Consider the following 16,715-nt stretch of genomic DNA (forward strand, 5'->3'; position numbering starts at 1 on the left):
AGTTAACACACTGAGTAGCCGTGTGCGGTGAAAGTCGCACGCACGGTTTCGGATGGGAGGGGAAGAGCAGTAACGCTCTCCTCGACCCTACCTTGGTGAGACAGGTTTTTGGTAAGCTAATTGAAGTATTGGCTACAGTTAGCATCATGGCAAACAAGTATACAGTAAATTTGAGTAATGAAGAAGTAGAAAAACTGCGTAGGCGTAGCCCGCCGTAGGCATCGCTAATCAAAACAGGTAAGATTAAAGCAAGAACTATTACTCGTGCCCACATTCTTCTGATATTCATGCCTTACGACCAAGCTAGTGCCACTCTAGTTAATTGCCAAAGTTAAAATGAGGACATCTTCACAACATTAAGCTTGGTAAGGCTATGCACAACAATACTAACAGCGAAGAAACACTAGTACTGGAAGATGGACAAGTACCACCTCCAGATATTACCACTCCACCACGAAAGCCAAAGTGGGATGACACATTCAAGTACATGGCGAATCCGGATCAGTTCTGCCGTCAAAATTTTGAAAAGTACGGCCCCATCTTCAATACAGCAGTCTTTGGAGGCACTACTATCTTTGTCGGTTCTGCGAAAGCTATTCAAATGGCATTTAATGGGGACTTGAGATATACGGAGATTGGACTGCCATCAACCACGATGGATATGTTCGGCGAGTATAGCCTATTCCAGCGACCTGATTTGCATCGGCAGCGCAAAAATGCACTCGCTCCCGGATTGAGTGGTCGTGTCCTTGATGCATACACTCCTGATATCAATAAGGTGATTGTGCATGGTATCCAGGACTGGCCTACCTCTAGCAGAATAGCGCTCTATCCTGCTGTAGAGAAGATATGCTTTGATGTACTCGTGCCGTTGCTGCTGGGAATCAGCTTGGATGATTCTGAACCCGCTACTTTTACAGGGCTACCTGTATCATCCAAGGCAGAGCTAAAAGCTTTGTACAAAACATACTTTGACGGCTTCTATGGTCTGTTTAAGTGGAAGTCACGTTTCACGAAATACGGGCGGGGATTTTCGGCACGCGCGGCGTTGCTCGACTTTATGCGTGCCGTCGTGCTGCGTCGACGGCAAGCAGAGGGAGCCATTAACCCCACAGCAGACTTTCTCTCTATGATGCTATCCGGCCAGCAGGAAAATCCAGATGGGGTATTTAGTGAAATACTTATTGCAAATCAGTGTCTATTACAGCTGTGGGCATCACACTATGAGATATCTGGACTGGTATCTTCGCTCATCTACCAAATCGCCCGACATCCGCAGGTGTTGGAACGGCTGCGTGAGGAGCAAAAACAGGTAGTGGGTGAAAAGAGCAATGTCAGCATCTTCTCACCGGAGCATTTGAAGCAGATGATTTTCCTAGAGGCGACAATCAAAGAGACACTACGCACACTACCTCCCAGTTCTACAGCTAACCGTCGGCTCACTAAGTCTGTAGTACTGGATAATATTTTGTATAAAAAGGGCTGCACCATTATTGCAGAGCCACGGATTGCACACATCATGTCAGAACACTTTCGCGAACCGGAGGTATTTGCTCCAGAGCGCTTCTTACCGGAACGTACAGAGGGCAAGATGTACGAATTTATTCCGTTCGGTGGTGGTGTCCACGCTTGCTTGGGGGCGCAGATGGCGATCGCAGTCACAAAAATCTTTGCATCTCATCTGCTACATACCTTTGACTGGAATCTCATCGGTGAGCCAAAGTTTGTCCAATTTCCCTTGAAGAAGATTAGGGATGATTACCAAATAGATATTTCATCTCTAAACAAATCCATCCTTAACTAAGTGCGACGTTCACATGAGTGTAGTAAAGCTGCGGTACTTGTTGCCACAAGCTTTCCCATTGGTTGCAGAAATTATCTAGGCAATGCCCAATTAAACTAGACTGGACAGTTTAGTTTTCGCGTCATCCCAGACTCATTAATTCAGTCACGTTCCCAGGTGATTATTCAGGGAAATGGTATTGTTCAGCAAGTGCAGAGCCTAGCAATTTCACTCCTGCTGCAATTTCAAAGCACTTCTTGCTCTTTGGGTAACTTCCCTTGAACGAGAGGGGTCTTCCGGGCACTATCCCCACAGATAAAATGGTATTGCCCGTCTCCATTTTGGTTTAATCGTTAATTTTAACAAAGCTGATAAAATTGGGAGAATATAACGTTGCATGGTTCTACAAAAGTTAATAGAGTTGTTGGGATAAAGCAATGAAAGCAGGTATGAGAAAAGCTACCCAACTTGTTTTCATGTGGGTGATGTGTGAGTGATAAAAGCTGTTTTAGTAGAGATACAATTAAATAGCGATCGCGGGTTCTATTTGAGAGACTCACACGCTGTAAAGAGCATAGTATATCTTCAATTAAGCATTAGCGAAATCAATAATTGTGTGGGTTATTGACAATTGAGCGCTAGTACTCACGGGAAAGTTGCCGAAAAAATTGTGATGCCTGCTGATTTCTATGATGCGGAGATATCAGAAATGCAAGTGACGCTGGAGCCATCCACTGACCATCGTATCCACTAGGAGCAGTGGTCATGAAGAGTGCTTTTTCTTTTGGTGATGGTAGTAAACTTTAACAAGCAACTGAAGAAAGTTAAATATGAACTCTACAACGAACTACAACCGCGTGAGCAAAAAAACCATTATACAAAGTTACAGGACTGCTCAATGAGTCAGGAAAATTAATAAAGCCTCTGGAATACGTGGTGATGTGATGAGGAGAACTTAAAGATAAGTGAAAGGCAGGTAATCCCACCTAAGAAAAATAAATAAACCTCTTGTGGGTAATGTTTGCATATCAGATTGACGAAGATATGACAAAATCATGACGAAAGTGTGACGAGATTTATGAGGCTGTGAACACAAAAAGTAACAAGTTATTAACTTGTTGTATATAAAATTAATAACATTCTGAATGTTTCTATCTTAATATCGGAAAATACTGATACTGGAAAGAATACAGTCGTTATATCTGATGTGGGAGGAGTAACTTCATGCGACATCTTGACAAAAAACTGTATTATTTAATACAGTTTTTTATCAGTTATAAATAAACAATTAGTCAGATTTATTAGTTTGTTCCTGTAAAGGAACATTCAGATTTCTCAGAATATCAGGGTTTTTGATATTAGAAAAATGTGGTTAAAGACTTACAGAAAAACTTCTTCTTTGTTATTGATGCCGCCACAACTATCCTAGCGTGATGGACTGTGGATTTTGAGACAATCATGCTGAAGTTGATTTGACATAAATATCTTCAGATTCTTCCTCGGCAGCTTGACTGAGAATTGAGATTTTGGTTGTTGAAAAATATTTACCTTGATGGAGGTTTTACTTAGTGGGTAACAAGAGAAGCAGACTAAAAACTATCTTATTTAAGGCTTGTAGTTCTTTGGCAAAAAACAGCCGAAATTGGCTCAACATATTTGGCTATTTGTTAACAAGCTTTTGGGGCTTTTTCGTGAAGGCGGGATCTACCCCAGTCAAGAAAGGCTTTTTCCTCTTTAAGCATCAGCAATTCCCCACAATGAAAAAATTGCCGATGACTGTTGGGCAAAGTCAGCAAGTTAACAAGTTGGCACGATTGAGACAGCGTTTACGTGACCCAGAATGGAGGCGCTACGGTTACTTACTACTGCTGGGCAAGGCAATGGCGATCGCTATGCTATTCATGGTATTAGCCTTCATCCCCAATCTGATGGGAACACCAGCTCTAGCAGCCGATCCAGTACTCAGAGGCAATGACATTGTTAACCCGATTAATACCCTCTGGACGCTACTAGCGGCCTTCCTAGTATTCGCAATGCAGGTAGGTTTTACGATGCTGGAAGCAGGTTTCTGTCGCGCTCGTGAAACCGTCAACGTCTTGATGGAGTGCATCGTTGACACTTGTCTTTGCGGGTTACTGTTCTATGCCTGGGGCTTTGCCTTCATGTTCAGTCATGGTAACGGCTTGATTGGACTGAATTGGTTTTTCTTGCAAGGTGCGCCCTCGACTTATGAAAGTACAGGCGTAGCGTTTCTGGCGTTCTGGCTGTTTCAGTTCGCCTTTGCAGACACCTGCTCGACCATTACCTCTGGGGCGATGATTGGGCGAACAGGGTTTATTGGCGATATTCTCTACAGCATTGGCGTTTCTGGATTCATCTACCCAATTATCGGACACTGGGCTTGGGGGCCAGACGGTTTTCTGGCAACGATGGGCAGCAAAGACACTTTCCTGCCTTTCTTGGGAATTGGCTTCCATGACTTTGCAGGCTCTACAGTTGTTCACACCATTGGGGGATTCATTGCCCTGGCGGGTGCGATCGTCCTCGGGCCGCGTTTGGGTCGTCGGTTCAAGCGCGACGGTGGCGGGCCGATGTTACCGCATGACCTTGTAATTGCTGCTTCCGGCGGTCTGATTCTGTGGTTCGGCTGGTACGGTTTCAACCCCGGCTCGACACTCTCAGCGATGGACTTTGTGGGGACTGGACGGGTTGCCGCCAATACTACCTTGGCAGCATGTGCAGGCGGTCTGTCAGCACTGTTTTTCGGATATCCGAAAACAAAAAAGTGGGATTTGAGTTTCACAGTCAACGGTTTCTTGGCGGGCTTGGTTGCGATCACTTGCCCCTGCTATTGGGTTAATCCTACAGGTTCTATCATCATTGGGGCGGTAGCTGGCGTAGTTGTAATTCTCGGCATAGACCTTTTGGAATGGCTTCGGATTGACGACCCCATCGGTGCAGTTCCTGTACATGGTTTTTGCGGAATCTGGGGAACGTGGTCGCTGGGCTTGTTTGCCACTGGTGAATTCGGCGCGACTGGCCCCATCTCACCTGATATCTCTGCACCGTTAAGAGGTCTATTATATGGTGGAGGGATACAAGTGTTGAGCGCACAAGTTATCGGCAACCTAATCATTACTGTGTCTACATTCGCTGTGGCACTGGGGTTGATGTACTTGGTAAATTTGACCGGGACATTGCGTGTGTCGAAAGAAGGCGAATTGTCAGGTTTGGATTTACACGAGCATGGTCTACCAGCCTACCCTGAATATGTCATTAGTTCATCAGCTAACCCTGACAGCTCTCCATTAGAAGAAGTGAATAAATAGAGAGCTTGCGCCAAAAATCCATCAGTCTTTATCCCCATCAGAAGGTGGGGCTTTTTTATGGAGAAAAAGTCGGTATTTTGTAGTTTGGCGACATCTCTTGAGAGGGGGCTGGGAGAAAGTCAGTAGCCAAAAATTAGCGATCGCCGCTGTTGTGGTTGCAGTATTAATTCACCGTTATAATAACTGGCCCCCTCCGGTTGCCACAGTTCTACTGGTTCGGCGTTGGGGTCTTCTCGAAAATTCTAGGCAGCTATCACCGTCTACCCCATCTGGATGAACAGCACAGATGAGGTGGGAGTTGTGGGAGTAGAGGAGACAGCGATTACACTCTGGGATTTTTGGCATAGCACCAGTTTAATACCCAGAACAGCGATCGCTTTTGGTAGCAGTGCATTTACCAGATGGCTAGCCCATGAAATTATTCGTGAACTGGATTTAGTTGGGTTCCATAATCAATGGGCACACCACTTGAAACTCGGCGATTATTGGCTTGACTATTATCATAAGCAGCTTGGGAACGGGTTTGTGGTGTAACGCAAACATAGTCATTGGGAACGGCTTCGCGCCAAACATAACCTTGAAGACAAGTAAAAGGACCATAGGGGCCTCCTCCTGGTTGAATCCGAGCTGCAACTTGACTATTATCGTAAGCAACTTGAAAACGGGTTTCGGGTGTGACACAAACATGGTCATTGGGAACAGCTTCGCGCCAAACATAGCCTTGAAGACAAGTATCTGTCCCATAAGGTAATCCTTGCGCTTGAGCAGAATGACCAAACACGAGTGTTAGAGAAGTAGAGCTAGCCAGGACGGCCAAAGTAGTTCTAGTTAACAAGGTAGTCGCCGAAAATAGAGATGCAGAAAGTTTCTCTTTGTACATTGCGTGTTTTTCCTGCCTTTATGGCAAATAATTTGAGATGAATAGCAATACATTGATTTATACTTTGGTGTTGAAAGTTTTATGCAATCTGCCCATCATCCATAGAGAAATTACAACAGCGATCGCCCTTTACCCTATCGATTTCCTCTCGTGCGAACGCACTGTTAGGTCGGCATCACTGTTTGCTATCTGGCATTACCGTGCCAAACTGGGTAAATTGTACGCGGTTGTTGTTTTTATCAGCTATACCAGGACAATTTACCTGCTGTACAAGGGTTACAGGCAATTCTCAATTGGCACTGATACAGTGCTGCTAAGAACAGCGTGTTCATGCTTTTTAAAAAACTGATTTGTCAATACTCCGTGAGGAGTAGAAAAAATGTTCGCAAGTCGTAGTAGTATCAAGACAAACTTTGAGCGCATTTTTTATACACCTCAAGACAAATCGGAGTAATATCAATGGCTACATTTAGCGTCACTAATACCAACAACAACGGTGCAGGTTCACTGCGGCAGGCAATTCTAGATGCCAATACCCTGACAGGAAAAGACATCATCAATTTTGGTGGACTCTTTACTGATGGGCTAGCTCATACCATCAGTCTGACTGGTAGTGGTCTGAGTATTACAGATGACCTTACCATTCAAGGCACAAATCCTAGCTTACTAACTATTAAGGATAATAGTGCAAAACGTGTTTTTGACATTGCCAGTGGTGTAACAGCTACAATCAACGGGCTGACTATTACCAATACCTATAATGACGCCGTAGGAGGTGGTGGAATCTCCAATGAAGGTGTCTTGACCTTAAGCAACAGCATCATCACTGGTAACACAGTCGAGGAAAACATAGAAGACTCCAACGGATACACCCCTAGCAAGGGTGGTGGTATTTACAACAGTGGTAGCCTGACACTAAACCACACCACAATCACTGGCAATACTACGTTTGGATTGAATAGCAATAGTGCTGATCATAATATTTATTATAGGGGCGAAGGCAACGGTATTTATAACACTGGCAGCCTGACATTGAACTACAGCACCATCACAGGTAACTCGACAAGTGAAAAGGTCGAAAACTACGGCGGCGGCGGCGGCATTTATAACACTGGCAGCCTCACACTGAACCACAGCACCATCACTGGCAACTCGACAAGTAAAACCGGCAGCGGCGGCGGCATTTATAACACTGGTATCGCCATAGTGTCCTACAGCATCATCAGTGGCAACTTATCGGGATTTTATGGTGGTGGCATCTACAGCAGTGACACAATATCGGTGATTAATAGCACCATTACTGGCAACTCCGTAGGCTCGGGCGGCGGCATTTATGGTTATAATAGCACTATAACCGTAAGTAATAGTACTATTACTGGCAATGAGGCAGGGGACGGCGGTGGCATTGCCATTGATAACAGCAGCCTATCAGTGAGTAACAGCAGCATTAATGACAACATCAGTAGCGAGTTTGGCGGTGGGATCTCTGAGTATGGGAGCGATGATCCCAGTAGCTTTAGCACTGCAACCGTGAGTAATAGCACCATTACTGGCAACTCCGCAGGCTCGGGCGGCGGCATCTTTCTTGATTACAATAACTCACCCAATATTATTTTGAGCCTAAGCGTGAGTAACAGCATCATCACTGGCAATAAGGCAGCGACAGACGGCGGCGGTATCTGTGCTAGCCAGGGTAGTGACACTATAACTGTAAATAACAGCCTCATCAGTGGCAATACGGCAGGGGCAGACGGTGGTGGGATCTATAATCACTTCATGGAGAGTAACTCTGTACTTGCCGACACTATAACTGTGAATAACAGCCTCATCAGTGGCAATAAGTCAGGGGCAGATGGCGGCGGTATCTATAATTTTGGTACTATAAACTTGAATAATAGCAGTATTACTGGCAATACAGCACTTCAAGGTGCTGGCATCTATAATGACGGCATCTATGACATCAACAATAGGGGCGGCCCATATCTAGTAGGATATGGTACTGTTACTGTGAAGAATGGCACTATCAGTGACAATAATGCATCAACTGGAGGCGGTATCTACAATTATGGCACGCTATCGGTGAGTAACAGCACCATTAGTAATAACTATGCCAGCGACAAAGGTGGCGGCATCTACAACTCCAGTTATGAAGCGGGATATAATGGTCAGCCAAACTACATTTATAATGGGGCAAGCAGCAACAATGTTTTTGGCATTGTTACCATCAGTTATAGCAGCATTAGTGGCAATACGGCAGGGACAGCCGGGGGTGGCATCTACAATGATAAGGACGCAGGTTTTGGAGGGGTTGTTATTGATTACTACGCTCTTCCACCAATTGTGCTTTATACACTAAATCAAGTAGGTATCGTTACCGTGAGTGATAGCACCATCAGTGACAATCAGGCACACTTTGGTGGAGGCATCTACAATACTGGCACGCTAACAGTGGGTAATAGCACTATCAAGCATAATAAAGCTTTCGGCATCGAACTCAGTTCTGGTAGAGAAGAGTCTGGTGATGGTGGCGCTATTTACAATACTAGCGATGGCACTGCCACGGTGAACTACAGTATGAGCGCTTGTAACTTTGATACACCACTTGAGGATTCAAATAAGATTATCAAGCATGATGATGTGGCTGGTAAGTTCATCAGCAAGGGGCATAACTGGATAGGTACTACTACTCCTGCTGCTGCATAATTTTCATAACTAAGTAAACAGTCAGGGGTCATTTGCCCCTGCAAGGATCGTTGAACGAGTGTTCAGTTCCCTAAGCATATCTTGTGGCGATCGCACTCCTGCAACCTTTCCTCGCTTGATTTTCTTTGGTTAGCTGTGATACTTGCTTGATGGGGGTGCGATGGCGTACCCACCCACTTATGTGCGATGCCGACCTAACAGTGCGTCTGGTAAAGTTGGCGGCAAGCTACGCTTTTATAGTCAAAATCTGGACATCCCCTCAAAAATGGTGATGATTAATTTAATCTGCAATCTTTTTCTCAAATTTATGCGCTTAATCAGTCGTTTTCAGGCTTTGACTATTGCCACTGGGCTAGTTGCTCTGTTGCGTGCGCGGTCTGCATTGCGACCAGGGCGGCTGAAAAAGCTCAATCTGGCTGAGATTTTGAGATCAAACCCAGGCTTTGAGTACTTGCTCTTTTGGTGGGGGGATGATCCGGCGAAAGCAGATAGTCATTAAAAAGCTGCTGGTTAATCCCAAGTCGGGTATCGCTTGCATAGATGGCGAATTGGTTAATTGGAATGATTAGCAGATGTAATCAAAAAGTTGCTCATTTTAGTACAAATTGTAATACTACGCTTACTTTATTACTCCTGAGTTGATATTTCTTGCTGCGATAAAGTTGCTAACTCCGATGCTAAGGTTTCTTCCAATAAGTCTACAATTGCGTGTGCATCAGTAGGGGACTTCATTATTTCGGCCTCCGGGTCAGAGCGATTTTTGACATTGGGAATATCTTGGCGTAATTCCTCAATCAAAGCGATACTTGAAGGCAGAAAAAATGCATGAAACTACCTACAGATAGATTCTGGGAGATTGCTATTGCTACTTTGGCGATCGCATCTAAATATTGATGGACTTCTGCTGTTGCTCAACACGAGAGTAAGGCTTGCCCGTAGCTTTCAATAGTTGGCTGGGCTGGGCTGGTTTGGGTTTGAGGAATTTAAGAATTTCATGAAGGTGAGAAACGCAATTATTACCAAGGTTCCCGTTTGATGAGGTGATCGCTCCTTTTCACTTTTCCTCTAAGAATTTTATGGGGCGATCGCTCCTCGGTTCTAGGGGATAAGTGGGAGGGCGATGCCTACGGCGGTAAACTACGCACCAAAGGCAATTTTTCTTCTAAGAATTCTAAAGGAGCGATGCCTACGGCGGTAAACTACGCTGGAAAGACAACTTGTAAACGTTGCCGCAAATAAAACAATAGCACCTACCTAAATATAGGTAAGCGCTATTGTTTTATTTCAATTCAGGGAGAAAATATAGTGAAATGAGTTCCCTGATTTTTACTATTAATTAATTCCAATTTAATTTCTTAGATTGCACTGCGGCTAGTTAAGGCGTTCCACAAGAAAACAGCCACAATTGCGCCAAGAACTGCTACTGCAATACCAGGAATGCTCAAAGTGGGGGCAGCTAATGTCAATGTTCCTGTACTGAAGAATACACCCAAACTACCACCAACAAAAGCACCGATAATTCCTAATAAGATTGTTCCTAGAATTCCGCCGCCTTGATGACCGGGGTAGATAGCCTTTGCAATAGCACCAGCGATTAGACCTAAAACAATCCAAGCAAGAATATTCATTGTTTTAATTTGAGCAACGTTTTTTACTTACAAATACACAATAGCAATCCAAACATTGACATTCAATCTACCAGCAGAGCCAATTATTAATATCCTTGAGGATGAATGCTGTTACTTCTTATGATGAACTTTCCTAATTCCAATGGATAATTAATCAAATAAAGCTCCTAGCAGGTCTAAAACTAGGGGCTTATTAATTCATTGCTTGTAATTGCAGTATATGGATTTCTGATTACTTTTATCAATCTACTTGAAGAATTAAACTCCAGTTGAAAGCAGATACTCTTGTAGGGGTATCTCGGCTGAACCCCTTTTCGGCGCAACAAAAAAGTAGCCCCAATTATACCTATTCCAGTCAGTGCGGTTCCGTGTTTGGCTCTGAAACTTTTTACGAAGCGCGTTGCTTACCAGAGGTATCGCTGCAAGGTCAGTTATCATTTCGTAGGTTAATTGGGCGGATGTCGCGGATCTTGAGGGTTCTTTTGCCTGCGTTATCGTCGTCATCAATCGTGACCAGGTATTTCACGACCGTATGGTTTGCATTTCCACCAGTCACAGTGACAACAAATGCTGAGTAACTGTTAGTGCTTGTGCCACAACCACTTCGGTCATGGAAGGTTTGATTCCATTCACCAATATGGACACCCTCGCCTCGTGGCTCATCACCACTTTGTTTAATTTCATTGAGGAGAGCTACTTTCAGAAGAGAAAGCTTTGATTTTTTATCAGCAAGCATAAGTAAAAGATACTGATCGCGATTAAACTGGTCAAGGTTGCCGCCGTTGCTGCATTTATCTTCGTAGTTGGCTCTAGCTGAATTCGGGCTGGTCATCACCAGTGCTGGAATCTTGGGAGACTGAGCGGCGTGCCCAGAAGTTGTCGCTAGTGCCAGAACACATAAAGTCAAAAAACCAAAGCGCATTCTAATTCTCCGAGCGTGGATTAGTGTGTCCAATCAAGATTAACTGCAACGGACACTAAAGAACAGGGTTTGCTCGGTAGAAGTATCAATGCTCTCTCTGAAAATCTGTATTTACTAGAAAGAGGCAATTCCAGAGTGCGATCGCTCTATTGCTGGCTTTTCCTCTCTACGAGACGCTCAACGCGAACGCTTGTATTTTTCAGGGGCGATCGCCTACGGTGGGCGGTTACGCCATCGCTCCAGGGGTCGATTTCCTCTCCACCAGACGCGCTCTGCGCCAAGTGTGGGGATTTTACTTTGTTGATAGCATGTGAGGGCGGAACTTTGACTCTAAGAATTTATGAAAGGCGATCGCTCATCCACCAACTACTTTTGACCAAATGTGACTTTTCCCGTTAAGTCCCTCAAACGCTGCCAACCCGAATTTCTGACAATTGAGAAATTTGGCCTATTTATATACTTACCTTAAGAGTTTTAACGTTTAAAGCCCTCAATTGAAGAATAGTTTTGCCGTCCACTATTATCTGTAAATTCGGTAAAGCTCTGTAAAGAGAGTGCATTTCTACCTTTGAGATCCAAAGTCAGAAGAGTTCGAGCAAATCCAGGATTGTAGCTAGCAGTCCCATAGCGGGTATTTGTGTCTTGTACATTACTGCTATAGGTTATTAGGCTCGTTTTCCCCCATTTACAATCAGTAGGATGGCATTTACCAAATGCTTCGATGTTTAATTTGTTGCCACCTGCTGAGGTGATTACCAAACGAGTAACACTACTTGTATTTGAATTAGTATTGACCCAAGTACCAATAAAGTCAGCAGGTGCAGCCACAGCAGGACTAACTAAAGCGGCAGCTAAAGATGCACTAGACAGGGCAAGCACCAAAGAATTTTTCAACATTTAATTAACAGTTTAAATTGGGTATGGTAACTATGTTACTAAATTCAACTACAGTAGTTTATAGAGAATTTACGGAAATTTTTGGCGGAATTTATTATGAAGTTTTTCTATGCATTGATTTTCATCTCTAAAAAAATTCCCCGCTAACTGTTTGATTGCTTGATACTGATTTTTATAAGTAACGTCATACTTCATTAACCTCTAACTGATAAATCCGCATTGATGGGTGTTCGTCCATCATCCGCCAGTAATACCCAGTAGGCGGCGACTGCACCCTACCACCGCAACGGTACAGAAAGATTGGCTCACCAGAGCGCACAACTTTTTTAACTTTCTGCTCTAGGCTGGAGTCTGGGCGATCGCTGTTGTACCAAATAATATGCGCTTTTCCTTCATACCCAGCTGCCATTAAACTAGCAAACAGCCACTCCATCAGCGATTGCATCTGCTCTGGCTCAACACGACAGTTTAGTTGCCCGTAGCTTTCAATAGTTGGCTGGGCTGGTTTTGGTTTGAGGAAGTTTAGTAGTTTCATGACATTGGGAAACGCAACTATTACCAGAGTTCCCATTTGATAAGGCGATGCCTACGGGGGTAAACTACGCTCTTAACTGACTTTCCCCTACAACTAGTTGCGATCGCTATCCTTCATCTTCACAAAAATATTCTTGTTAACAGGTTTATTGTGCGGGCGTCTGCAATCAAATTCTGAACCATTTGAACTGAAGTTGGGGAATCTTGCATCTGCGTATAAAATTGCTCAGAAAGCTCTCAATCGGTTCAGTTTAGCTGTTTGGGGAATTCGCCAACGGTATCCGTATCCCGGCTCAAACTAGAGTACTAGCTCTTACCGCTACTTTTGATCTCGTTGACAAAAGTTTGTGGTTGATTAACTTTTTTGGTTGATTACTTTGTCCTGGTGTCACATACTCGATTGCGAGATTGATGGTATTTTATTTATGCACAAACTCCTTTATCCCAATCGCGATACAAGCTATGACACTCAATTTATATTTACTGCGACATGGAGAAACTACTTTTAGTCAAAGTGGTAATTTTTGCGGCAAAACTGATGCGGAGTTGACAAAAGAAGGGATGCAGATGGCATCCGGTTTTGCCGATGTTTATCAAAGCTTGTTGTGGGAGGCTGTTTATGTTAGCCCGATGAAGCGCACAATTGCAACTGCCAAGCCATTTTGTGATGCTATCGGTATGGATATGCAGTTGCGTGACGGACTTAGAGAAGGCAGTTACGGCGAATGGGAAACTAAGAGTAAATCGTTTGCCCAAGAGAATTACGCAGAAAACTATGTAAAATGGTTGACAGAACCCGCTTGGAATGCACCACTAGGTGGAGAAACTGCGGTAGATATTGCTAACCGTTCTATGCCTGTAATTGCTGAAATTCAAGAAAAACATTCCCAAGGTAATGTTTTAGTAGTTTCCCATAAAGCCACGATTCGGATTATGCTTTGCAGTTTACTGGGAATTGATTTGGGACGCTACCGCTATCGGGTGAATATTTTGGTCGCGTCGGTAAGTATGGTTAAATTTGACGTTAATGGCCCTTTGTTAGAAATATTAGGCGATCGCCATCATATACCCGATCGTATTCGCTTTCGTCCGGGAACATAATAGTCCCTACTAATAGTTTGTCATTGACACTCTCAGGTCTAAAGACACTGATATTCCACAGACAGAATTAGTTTAATCTAATTCTCGTTACGGTGGTCAAACACCGTCTAGTGAGTTTACTTAAATCGAGTTTAAGTTTTCCCGTTACTAAAGCAAGTTATCGCAGCTTCAACGAGACGTTGACCTACTCCTTGGTTCCAAAAGTCAGGATGAACGCTTAACGGCCCAAAATAGCCAAAGCTCCCCCAATTCACCACCAAGTTTGACCCAATTAATTTTCCATCTACCTCAGCAGCAAATGCGGCGTTCGGATCAGTTTTCCATCGGTGGTGTATGTAAGCAGCATCCCCATAAAACTCCCTTGGTTCAGGTAGTCCTAACAAAGTGCCAAAGGCCAGCCGAAAAATATGGTCAGCAGCAGCTAACTCATTCTCTTGGAGTAATCGGATAGAAACGTTCATCTCTTTGTTGTGTTGATAGCGCTAGGTTCTATCCTATTACTTAGAGTTGTGCCAAGTTGCAAACTTTTTAAGATGCGAGGACGAGGTTTCTGTCTTTCTGTTAACGTGAGATTTACTGTTAGCCGTTTGACAGCCCATTTTTTATTGGTAACTTTTCACTCTCCCCCCATTCTCTGAGCAGCACTGCTTTTACCAAATCTAAGTAGCAACCATATAGTAAAGAAGACCTAGCACAAATGAGCCAAGATTGCCGAAAGTCTTGCTGATGTGGACTAACAGAAAACTATCTAAATCTCGTCCACCTGTAATACGATTGCTGGTATTCTGAAAGCGGCAAGACCATTGCCAGAAAATTGGCAAAGTAAAAGTAAAACAATGGAAATCGCTACAACCAGAGTACCCCGTTGGTTCGTTCGCAGAGACATTGATGGTTTATTTGGGCTGGCGCTTGATAATTTTATTCAAATTTTATTGATTGTCAATTTGTGCCAAGTAGTGCTTGGCTTTCCTGCGTCGTTAGTTTATGGGCGCATTTTGCCAGGAGTTGCAATAAGTCTGATTGTTGGCAACTTCTATTACGCAAGGCTAGCCAAAGAGCAAGGGAAACGTGAGCAGAGGGACGATATTACTGCTTTGCCCTATGGGATTAACACCGTCAGCCTTTTTGCGTATATTTTTCTGGTAATGTTGCCTGTAAGATTGGCGGCAATTTCTGGAGGTGCATCTAGCGAACAAGCTGCTGAATTAGCTTGGCAAGCAGGACTGGTGGCTTGCTTTGGTTCTGGTTTGATAGAATTTTTTGGGGCTTGGGGAGGAGAGGCACTTCGTCGCCTCGCCCCCCGTGCAGCATTGCTTTCCACTTTGGGCGGTATTGCAATCACTTTTATTGCCATTGGTTTTCTATTTCGTACTTTTGCAAATCCCGTAGTCGGCTTGGTGCCTCTTGGTGTAATTCTGCTGACTTATTTTGGGCGAGTGCGATTTGGCATACCTGGCGGCTTGTTGGCAGTTCTGTTGGGAATTGCTCTTGCCTGGGGAACAGGTTTGGTCAGTTGGGATCATGCCAAATTTAACGCTACCCTGCAACCAATAAGGCTCTATCTCCCTTCTTTGTGGCTCTTAAAATTGTGGAGCAGTCGTTCAGTCTTGGTGGAATATTTTAGCATCATTCTACCAATGGGGTTATTTAACCTTGTGGGCAGTCTCCAGAATTTAGAAAGTGCAGAAGCTGCGGGTGATACTTATCCGACCGCTCCCTGTTTGAGGGTAAATGGTATTGGTACATTGGTTGCTGCTATCTGTGGTTCCTGTTTTCCGACTACTATTTATATTGGTCATCCAGGCTGGAAAGCTTTGGGAGCAAGAGTTGGTTACTCTATACTCAATGGCATAATCATGGGCTTGCTTTGTCTAAGTGGAACTGTGGCAATGCTGGCTTACTTTGTCCCGATTGAAGCTGGGATGGCAATTGTGTTGTGGATTGGGATTGTGATTGTGGCTCAAAGCTTTACAGCCACGCCGTCGCACCATGCACCTGCTGTGGTTGTTGGTCTATTACCGGGAATTGCTGGTTGGGGTGCAATAATAGCTAAAAATGCACTCCGGGCAGCAGGTTTGGGCACACCGGAAAAACCTTTTACACCAAGCTTGGTTGAGCAGTTTAAGTTGAGTGATACGTATATTGATGGGGCTTTTGCTCTTGAGCAGGGGTTTATTTTTTCCGCCATGATTTTAGCTGCGATCACAGTTTACATTATTGAGCGTCAGTTTCGCCAAGCTGCCTATTGGTCTGCGATCGCTGCTGTAATTTCCTGGGTTGGATTGATGCACAGTTATCGTTGGACTGTTGCAGATACAGTTGTTAATTTCGGCTGGGGAACTGGTGCGCCTTGGGCTATTGGCTATATAATGCTGGCAATTCTCTTTTTCTATGTCGATTGGCAAGAAAGACCTAAAGCTTGATGCGATCGCTCCCTGAAAGTATACGAATAATGTTCGTACCCTTGGAGGTAATCAAACACAAAGGTAATGTTCTACAAGAAATTATCAAAAAAATCGGCTATTCCTCCCATCCCTTCTGATTAAAGCTCTAATTTTGCTTTAACTACTGCCTCATCTTTAAAACCTACCAGTACTGCCGTTCCGTTTTTGACGAAAAGTAGGCGTTTTAGCAGCATTGCATCGTTAGTGAATGCGTCAATCCACTGTTGCTCAGTCCAAGTCTTCTTTTCATCTCCTAAAGCTCGATAAGATTGGGTAGAAACCGGAAGGCTACCAAAGAACGAACTGACCAAGGAACTCACCAACTACCGCGACTCACTCAAAGCTAACGTCACCGAGCAAGGCGAGAAACTGCTAGGTGATAAGCATATTCAAGGAAAGCTGATGAGTAAAGTAGTAAATCTACTCTTCCAGTAATTGTGTAAAATAATTCCCGTAGGGTGATGTTACTAACCCTTCATACAAATGAGGGGTTT

Annotated in this window: 17 protein-coding genes and 1 pseudogene; 10 read left to right on the forward strand and 8 right to left on the reverse strand. The window is 44.0% G+C overall.

From position 1 onward, the window contains the following. The coding region (locus tag V7K30_RS20965) for a hypothetical protein (protein ID WP_335002523.1) at positions 1-289 on the reverse strand (289 nt) is incomplete at its 3' end. A gap of 84 nt (positions 290-373) precedes the next feature. Between V7K30_RS20965 and V7K30_RS20970 the strand changes: the two genes are divergently transcribed. The 4 genes from V7K30_RS20970 to V7K30_RS20985 all read left to right on the forward strand — a co-directional run bounded on the left by V7K30_RS20970 (position 374) and on the right by V7K30_RS20985 (position 5,389). Further along, positions 374-1,804 (forward strand): cytochrome P450, encoded by a 1,431-nt coding sequence (locus V7K30_RS20970; RefSeq protein ID WP_335002525.1) that lies wholly within the window; start codon positions 374-376, stop codon positions 1,802-1,804. A gap of 610 nt (positions 1,805-2,414) precedes the next feature. Further along, positions 2,415-2,537 carry a hypothetical protein gene (locus V7K30_RS20975; RefSeq protein WP_335002527.1) on the forward strand — a complete coding sequence of 41 codons (123 nt, stop codon included), beginning with the start codon at positions 2,415-2,417 and terminating at the stop codon, positions 2,535-2,537. 1,003 nt (positions 2,538-3,540) lie between these two features. After that, positions 3,541-5,112 (forward strand): ammonium transporter, encoded by a 1,572-nt coding sequence (locus V7K30_RS20980; protein WP_335002528.1) that lies wholly within the window; start codon positions 3,541-3,543, stop codon positions 5,110-5,112. A gap of 97 nt (positions 5,113-5,209) precedes the next feature. Further along, complete coding sequence (locus V7K30_RS20985) at positions 5,210-5,389, forward strand: hypothetical protein (RefSeq protein WP_335002530.1); 180 nt, start codon at positions 5,210-5,212, stop codon at positions 5,387-5,389. A 141-nt stretch (positions 5,390-5,530) separates the two neighbouring features. On the opposite strand, the gene V7K30_RS20990 is transcribed toward V7K30_RS20985, so the two are convergent. Continuing rightward, positions 5,531-5,992, reverse strand: a complete 462-nt coding sequence (locus tag V7K30_RS20990; RefSeq protein ID WP_335002532.1) for a hypothetical protein — start codon at positions 5,990-5,992, stop codon at positions 5,531-5,533. 37 nt (positions 5,993-6,029) lie between these two features. On the opposite strand from V7K30_RS20990, the gene V7K30_RS20995 reads away from it, so the two are divergent. The 3 genes from V7K30_RS20995 (at position 6,030) to V7K30_RS21005 (ending at position 9,194) form a co-directional block, all read left to right on the forward strand. Further along, positions 6,030-6,341, forward strand: coding sequence for a hypothetical protein (locus V7K30_RS20995; protein WP_335002533.1), 312 nt, complete (start codon positions 6,030-6,032; stop codon positions 6,339-6,341). A gap of 110 nt (positions 6,342-6,451) precedes the next feature. After that, on the forward strand, positions 6,452-8,695 hold the full coding sequence (locus V7K30_RS21000; protein WP_335002535.1) for a beta strand repeat-containing protein: 2,244 nt from the start codon (positions 6,452-6,454) through the stop codon (positions 8,693-8,695). 160 nt (positions 8,696-8,855) lie between these two features. Next, positions 8,856-9,194, forward strand: coding sequence for a hypothetical protein (locus V7K30_RS21005; protein WP_335002537.1), 339 nt, complete (start codon positions 8,856-8,858; stop codon positions 9,192-9,194). Positions 9,195-10,050: 856 nt separating this feature from the next. On the opposite strand, the gene V7K30_RS21010 is transcribed toward V7K30_RS21005, so the two are convergent. Further along, the gene (locus V7K30_RS21010) at positions 10,051-10,323 is read right to left on the reverse strand and encodes a GlsB/YeaQ/YmgE family stress response membrane protein (protein WP_335002539.1); all 273 of its coding nucleotides are present in this window, start codon (positions 10,321-10,323) and stop codon (positions 10,051-10,053) included. Between the two features lie 427 nt (positions 10,324-10,750). Further along, positions 10,751-11,278, reverse strand: coding sequence for a hypothetical protein (locus tag V7K30_RS21015; RefSeq protein WP_335002541.1), 528 nt, complete (start codon positions 11,276-11,278; stop codon positions 10,751-10,753). A 116-nt stretch (positions 11,279-11,394) separates the two neighbouring features. Here V7K30_RS21015 and V7K30_RS21020 point away from each other — a divergent pair, with 116 nt between their 5' ends. Next, a complete protein-coding gene (locus tag V7K30_RS21020; protein ID WP_335002542.1) occupies positions 11,395-11,559 on the forward strand; it encodes a hypothetical protein in 165 nt (54 codons plus the stop codon). A gap of 160 nt (positions 11,560-11,719) precedes the next feature. Here the strand turns inward: V7K30_RS21020 and V7K30_RS21025 are convergent, their stop codons facing one another. Together V7K30_RS21025 and V7K30_RS21030 are read right to left on the reverse strand one after the other, a co-directional pair. Next, positions 11,720-12,142, reverse strand: coding sequence for a hypothetical protein (locus V7K30_RS21025; RefSeq protein WP_335002544.1), 423 nt, complete (start codon positions 12,140-12,142; stop codon positions 11,720-11,722). A 184-nt stretch (positions 12,143-12,326) separates the two neighbouring features. Then, positions 12,327-12,677 carry a hypothetical protein gene (locus V7K30_RS21030; protein ID WP_335002546.1) on the reverse strand — a complete coding sequence of 117 codons (351 nt, stop codon included), beginning with the start codon at positions 12,675-12,677 and terminating at the stop codon, positions 12,327-12,329. A 461-nt stretch (positions 12,678-13,138) separates the two neighbouring features. Here V7K30_RS21030 and V7K30_RS21035 point away from each other — a divergent pair, with 461 nt between their 5' ends. Continuing rightward, positions 13,139-13,777: a histidine phosphatase family protein gene (locus tag V7K30_RS21035; protein ID WP_335002548.1), complete on the forward strand. Its 639-nt coding sequence runs from the start codon at positions 13,139-13,141 to the stop codon at positions 13,775-13,777. 131 nt (positions 13,778-13,908) lie between these two features. Here V7K30_RS21035 and V7K30_RS21040 read toward each other — a convergent pair whose 3' ends face one another. After that, positions 13,909-14,238 (reverse strand): GNAT family N-acetyltransferase, encoded by a 330-nt coding sequence (locus V7K30_RS21040; RefSeq protein ID WP_335002550.1) that lies wholly within the window; start codon positions 14,236-14,238, stop codon positions 13,909-13,911. Positions 14,239-14,613: 375 nt separating this feature from the next. Here V7K30_RS21040 and V7K30_RS21045 point away from each other — a divergent pair, with 375 nt between their 5' ends. After that, a complete protein-coding gene (locus V7K30_RS21045; protein ID WP_335002552.1) occupies positions 14,614-16,200 on the forward strand; it encodes an NCS2 family permease in 1,587 nt (528 codons plus the stop codon). 119 nt (positions 16,201-16,319) lie between these two features. On the opposite strand, the pseudogene V7K30_RS21050 reads toward V7K30_RS21045, so the two are convergent. Next, positions 16,320-16,499 (reverse strand): annotated as a pseudogene (locus tag V7K30_RS21050) (ArsC/Spx/MgsR family protein); the annotation flags it as partial. Positions 16,500-16,715: the final 216 nt, after the last annotated feature.

Source organism: Nostoc sp., from assembly GCF_036917655.1.
GTDB lineage: Bacteria > Cyanobacteriota > Cyanobacteriia > Cyanobacteriales > Nostocaceae > Nostoc.

Bases quoted from the DNA above. Each gene is read 5' to 3' on its own strand.
- V7K30_RS21040 (WP_335002550.1), bottom strand. From the start codon at position 14,238: ATGAACGTTTCTATCCGATTACTCCAAGAGAATGAGTTAGCTGCTGCT.
- V7K30_RS21005 (WP_335002537.1), top strand. From the start codon at position 8,856: ATGGCGTACCCACCCACTTATGTGCGATGCCGACCTAACAGTGCGTCT.
- V7K30_RS21000 (WP_335002535.1), top strand. From the start codon at position 6,452: ATGGCTACATTTAGCGTCACTAATACCAACAACAACGGTGCAGGTTCA.
- V7K30_RS21045 (WP_335002552.1), top strand. From the start codon at position 14,614: ATGGAAATCGCTACAACCAGAGTACCCCGTTGGTTCGTTCGCAGAGAC.
- V7K30_RS20995 (WP_335002533.1), top strand. From the start codon at position 6,030: ATGAATAGCAATACATTGATTTATACTTTGGTGTTGAAAGTTTTATGC.
- V7K30_RS21025 (WP_335002544.1), bottom strand. From the start codon at position 12,142: ATGTTGAAAAATTCTTTGGTGCTTGCCCTGTCTAGTGCATCTTTAGCT.
- V7K30_RS21030 (WP_335002546.1), bottom strand. From the start codon at position 12,677: ATGAAACTACTAAACTTCCTCAAACCAAAACCAGCCCAGCCAACTATT.
- V7K30_RS20990 (WP_335002532.1), bottom strand. From the start codon at position 5,992: ATGTACAAAGAGAAACTTTCTGCATCTCTATTTTCGGCGACTACCTTG.
- V7K30_RS21010 (WP_335002539.1), bottom strand. From the start codon at position 10,323: ATGAATATTCTTGCTTGGATTGTTTTAGGTCTAATCGCTGGTGCTATT.
- V7K30_RS20980 (WP_335002528.1), top strand. From the start codon at position 3,541: ATGAAAAAATTGCCGATGACTGTTGGGCAAAGTCAGCAAGTTAACAAG.
- V7K30_RS20970 (WP_335002525.1), top strand. From the start codon at position 374: ATGCACAACAATACTAACAGCGAAGAAACACTAGTACTGGAAGATGGA.
- V7K30_RS21035 (WP_335002548.1), top strand. From the start codon at position 13,139: ATGACACTCAATTTATATTTACTGCGACATGGAGAAACTACTTTTAGT.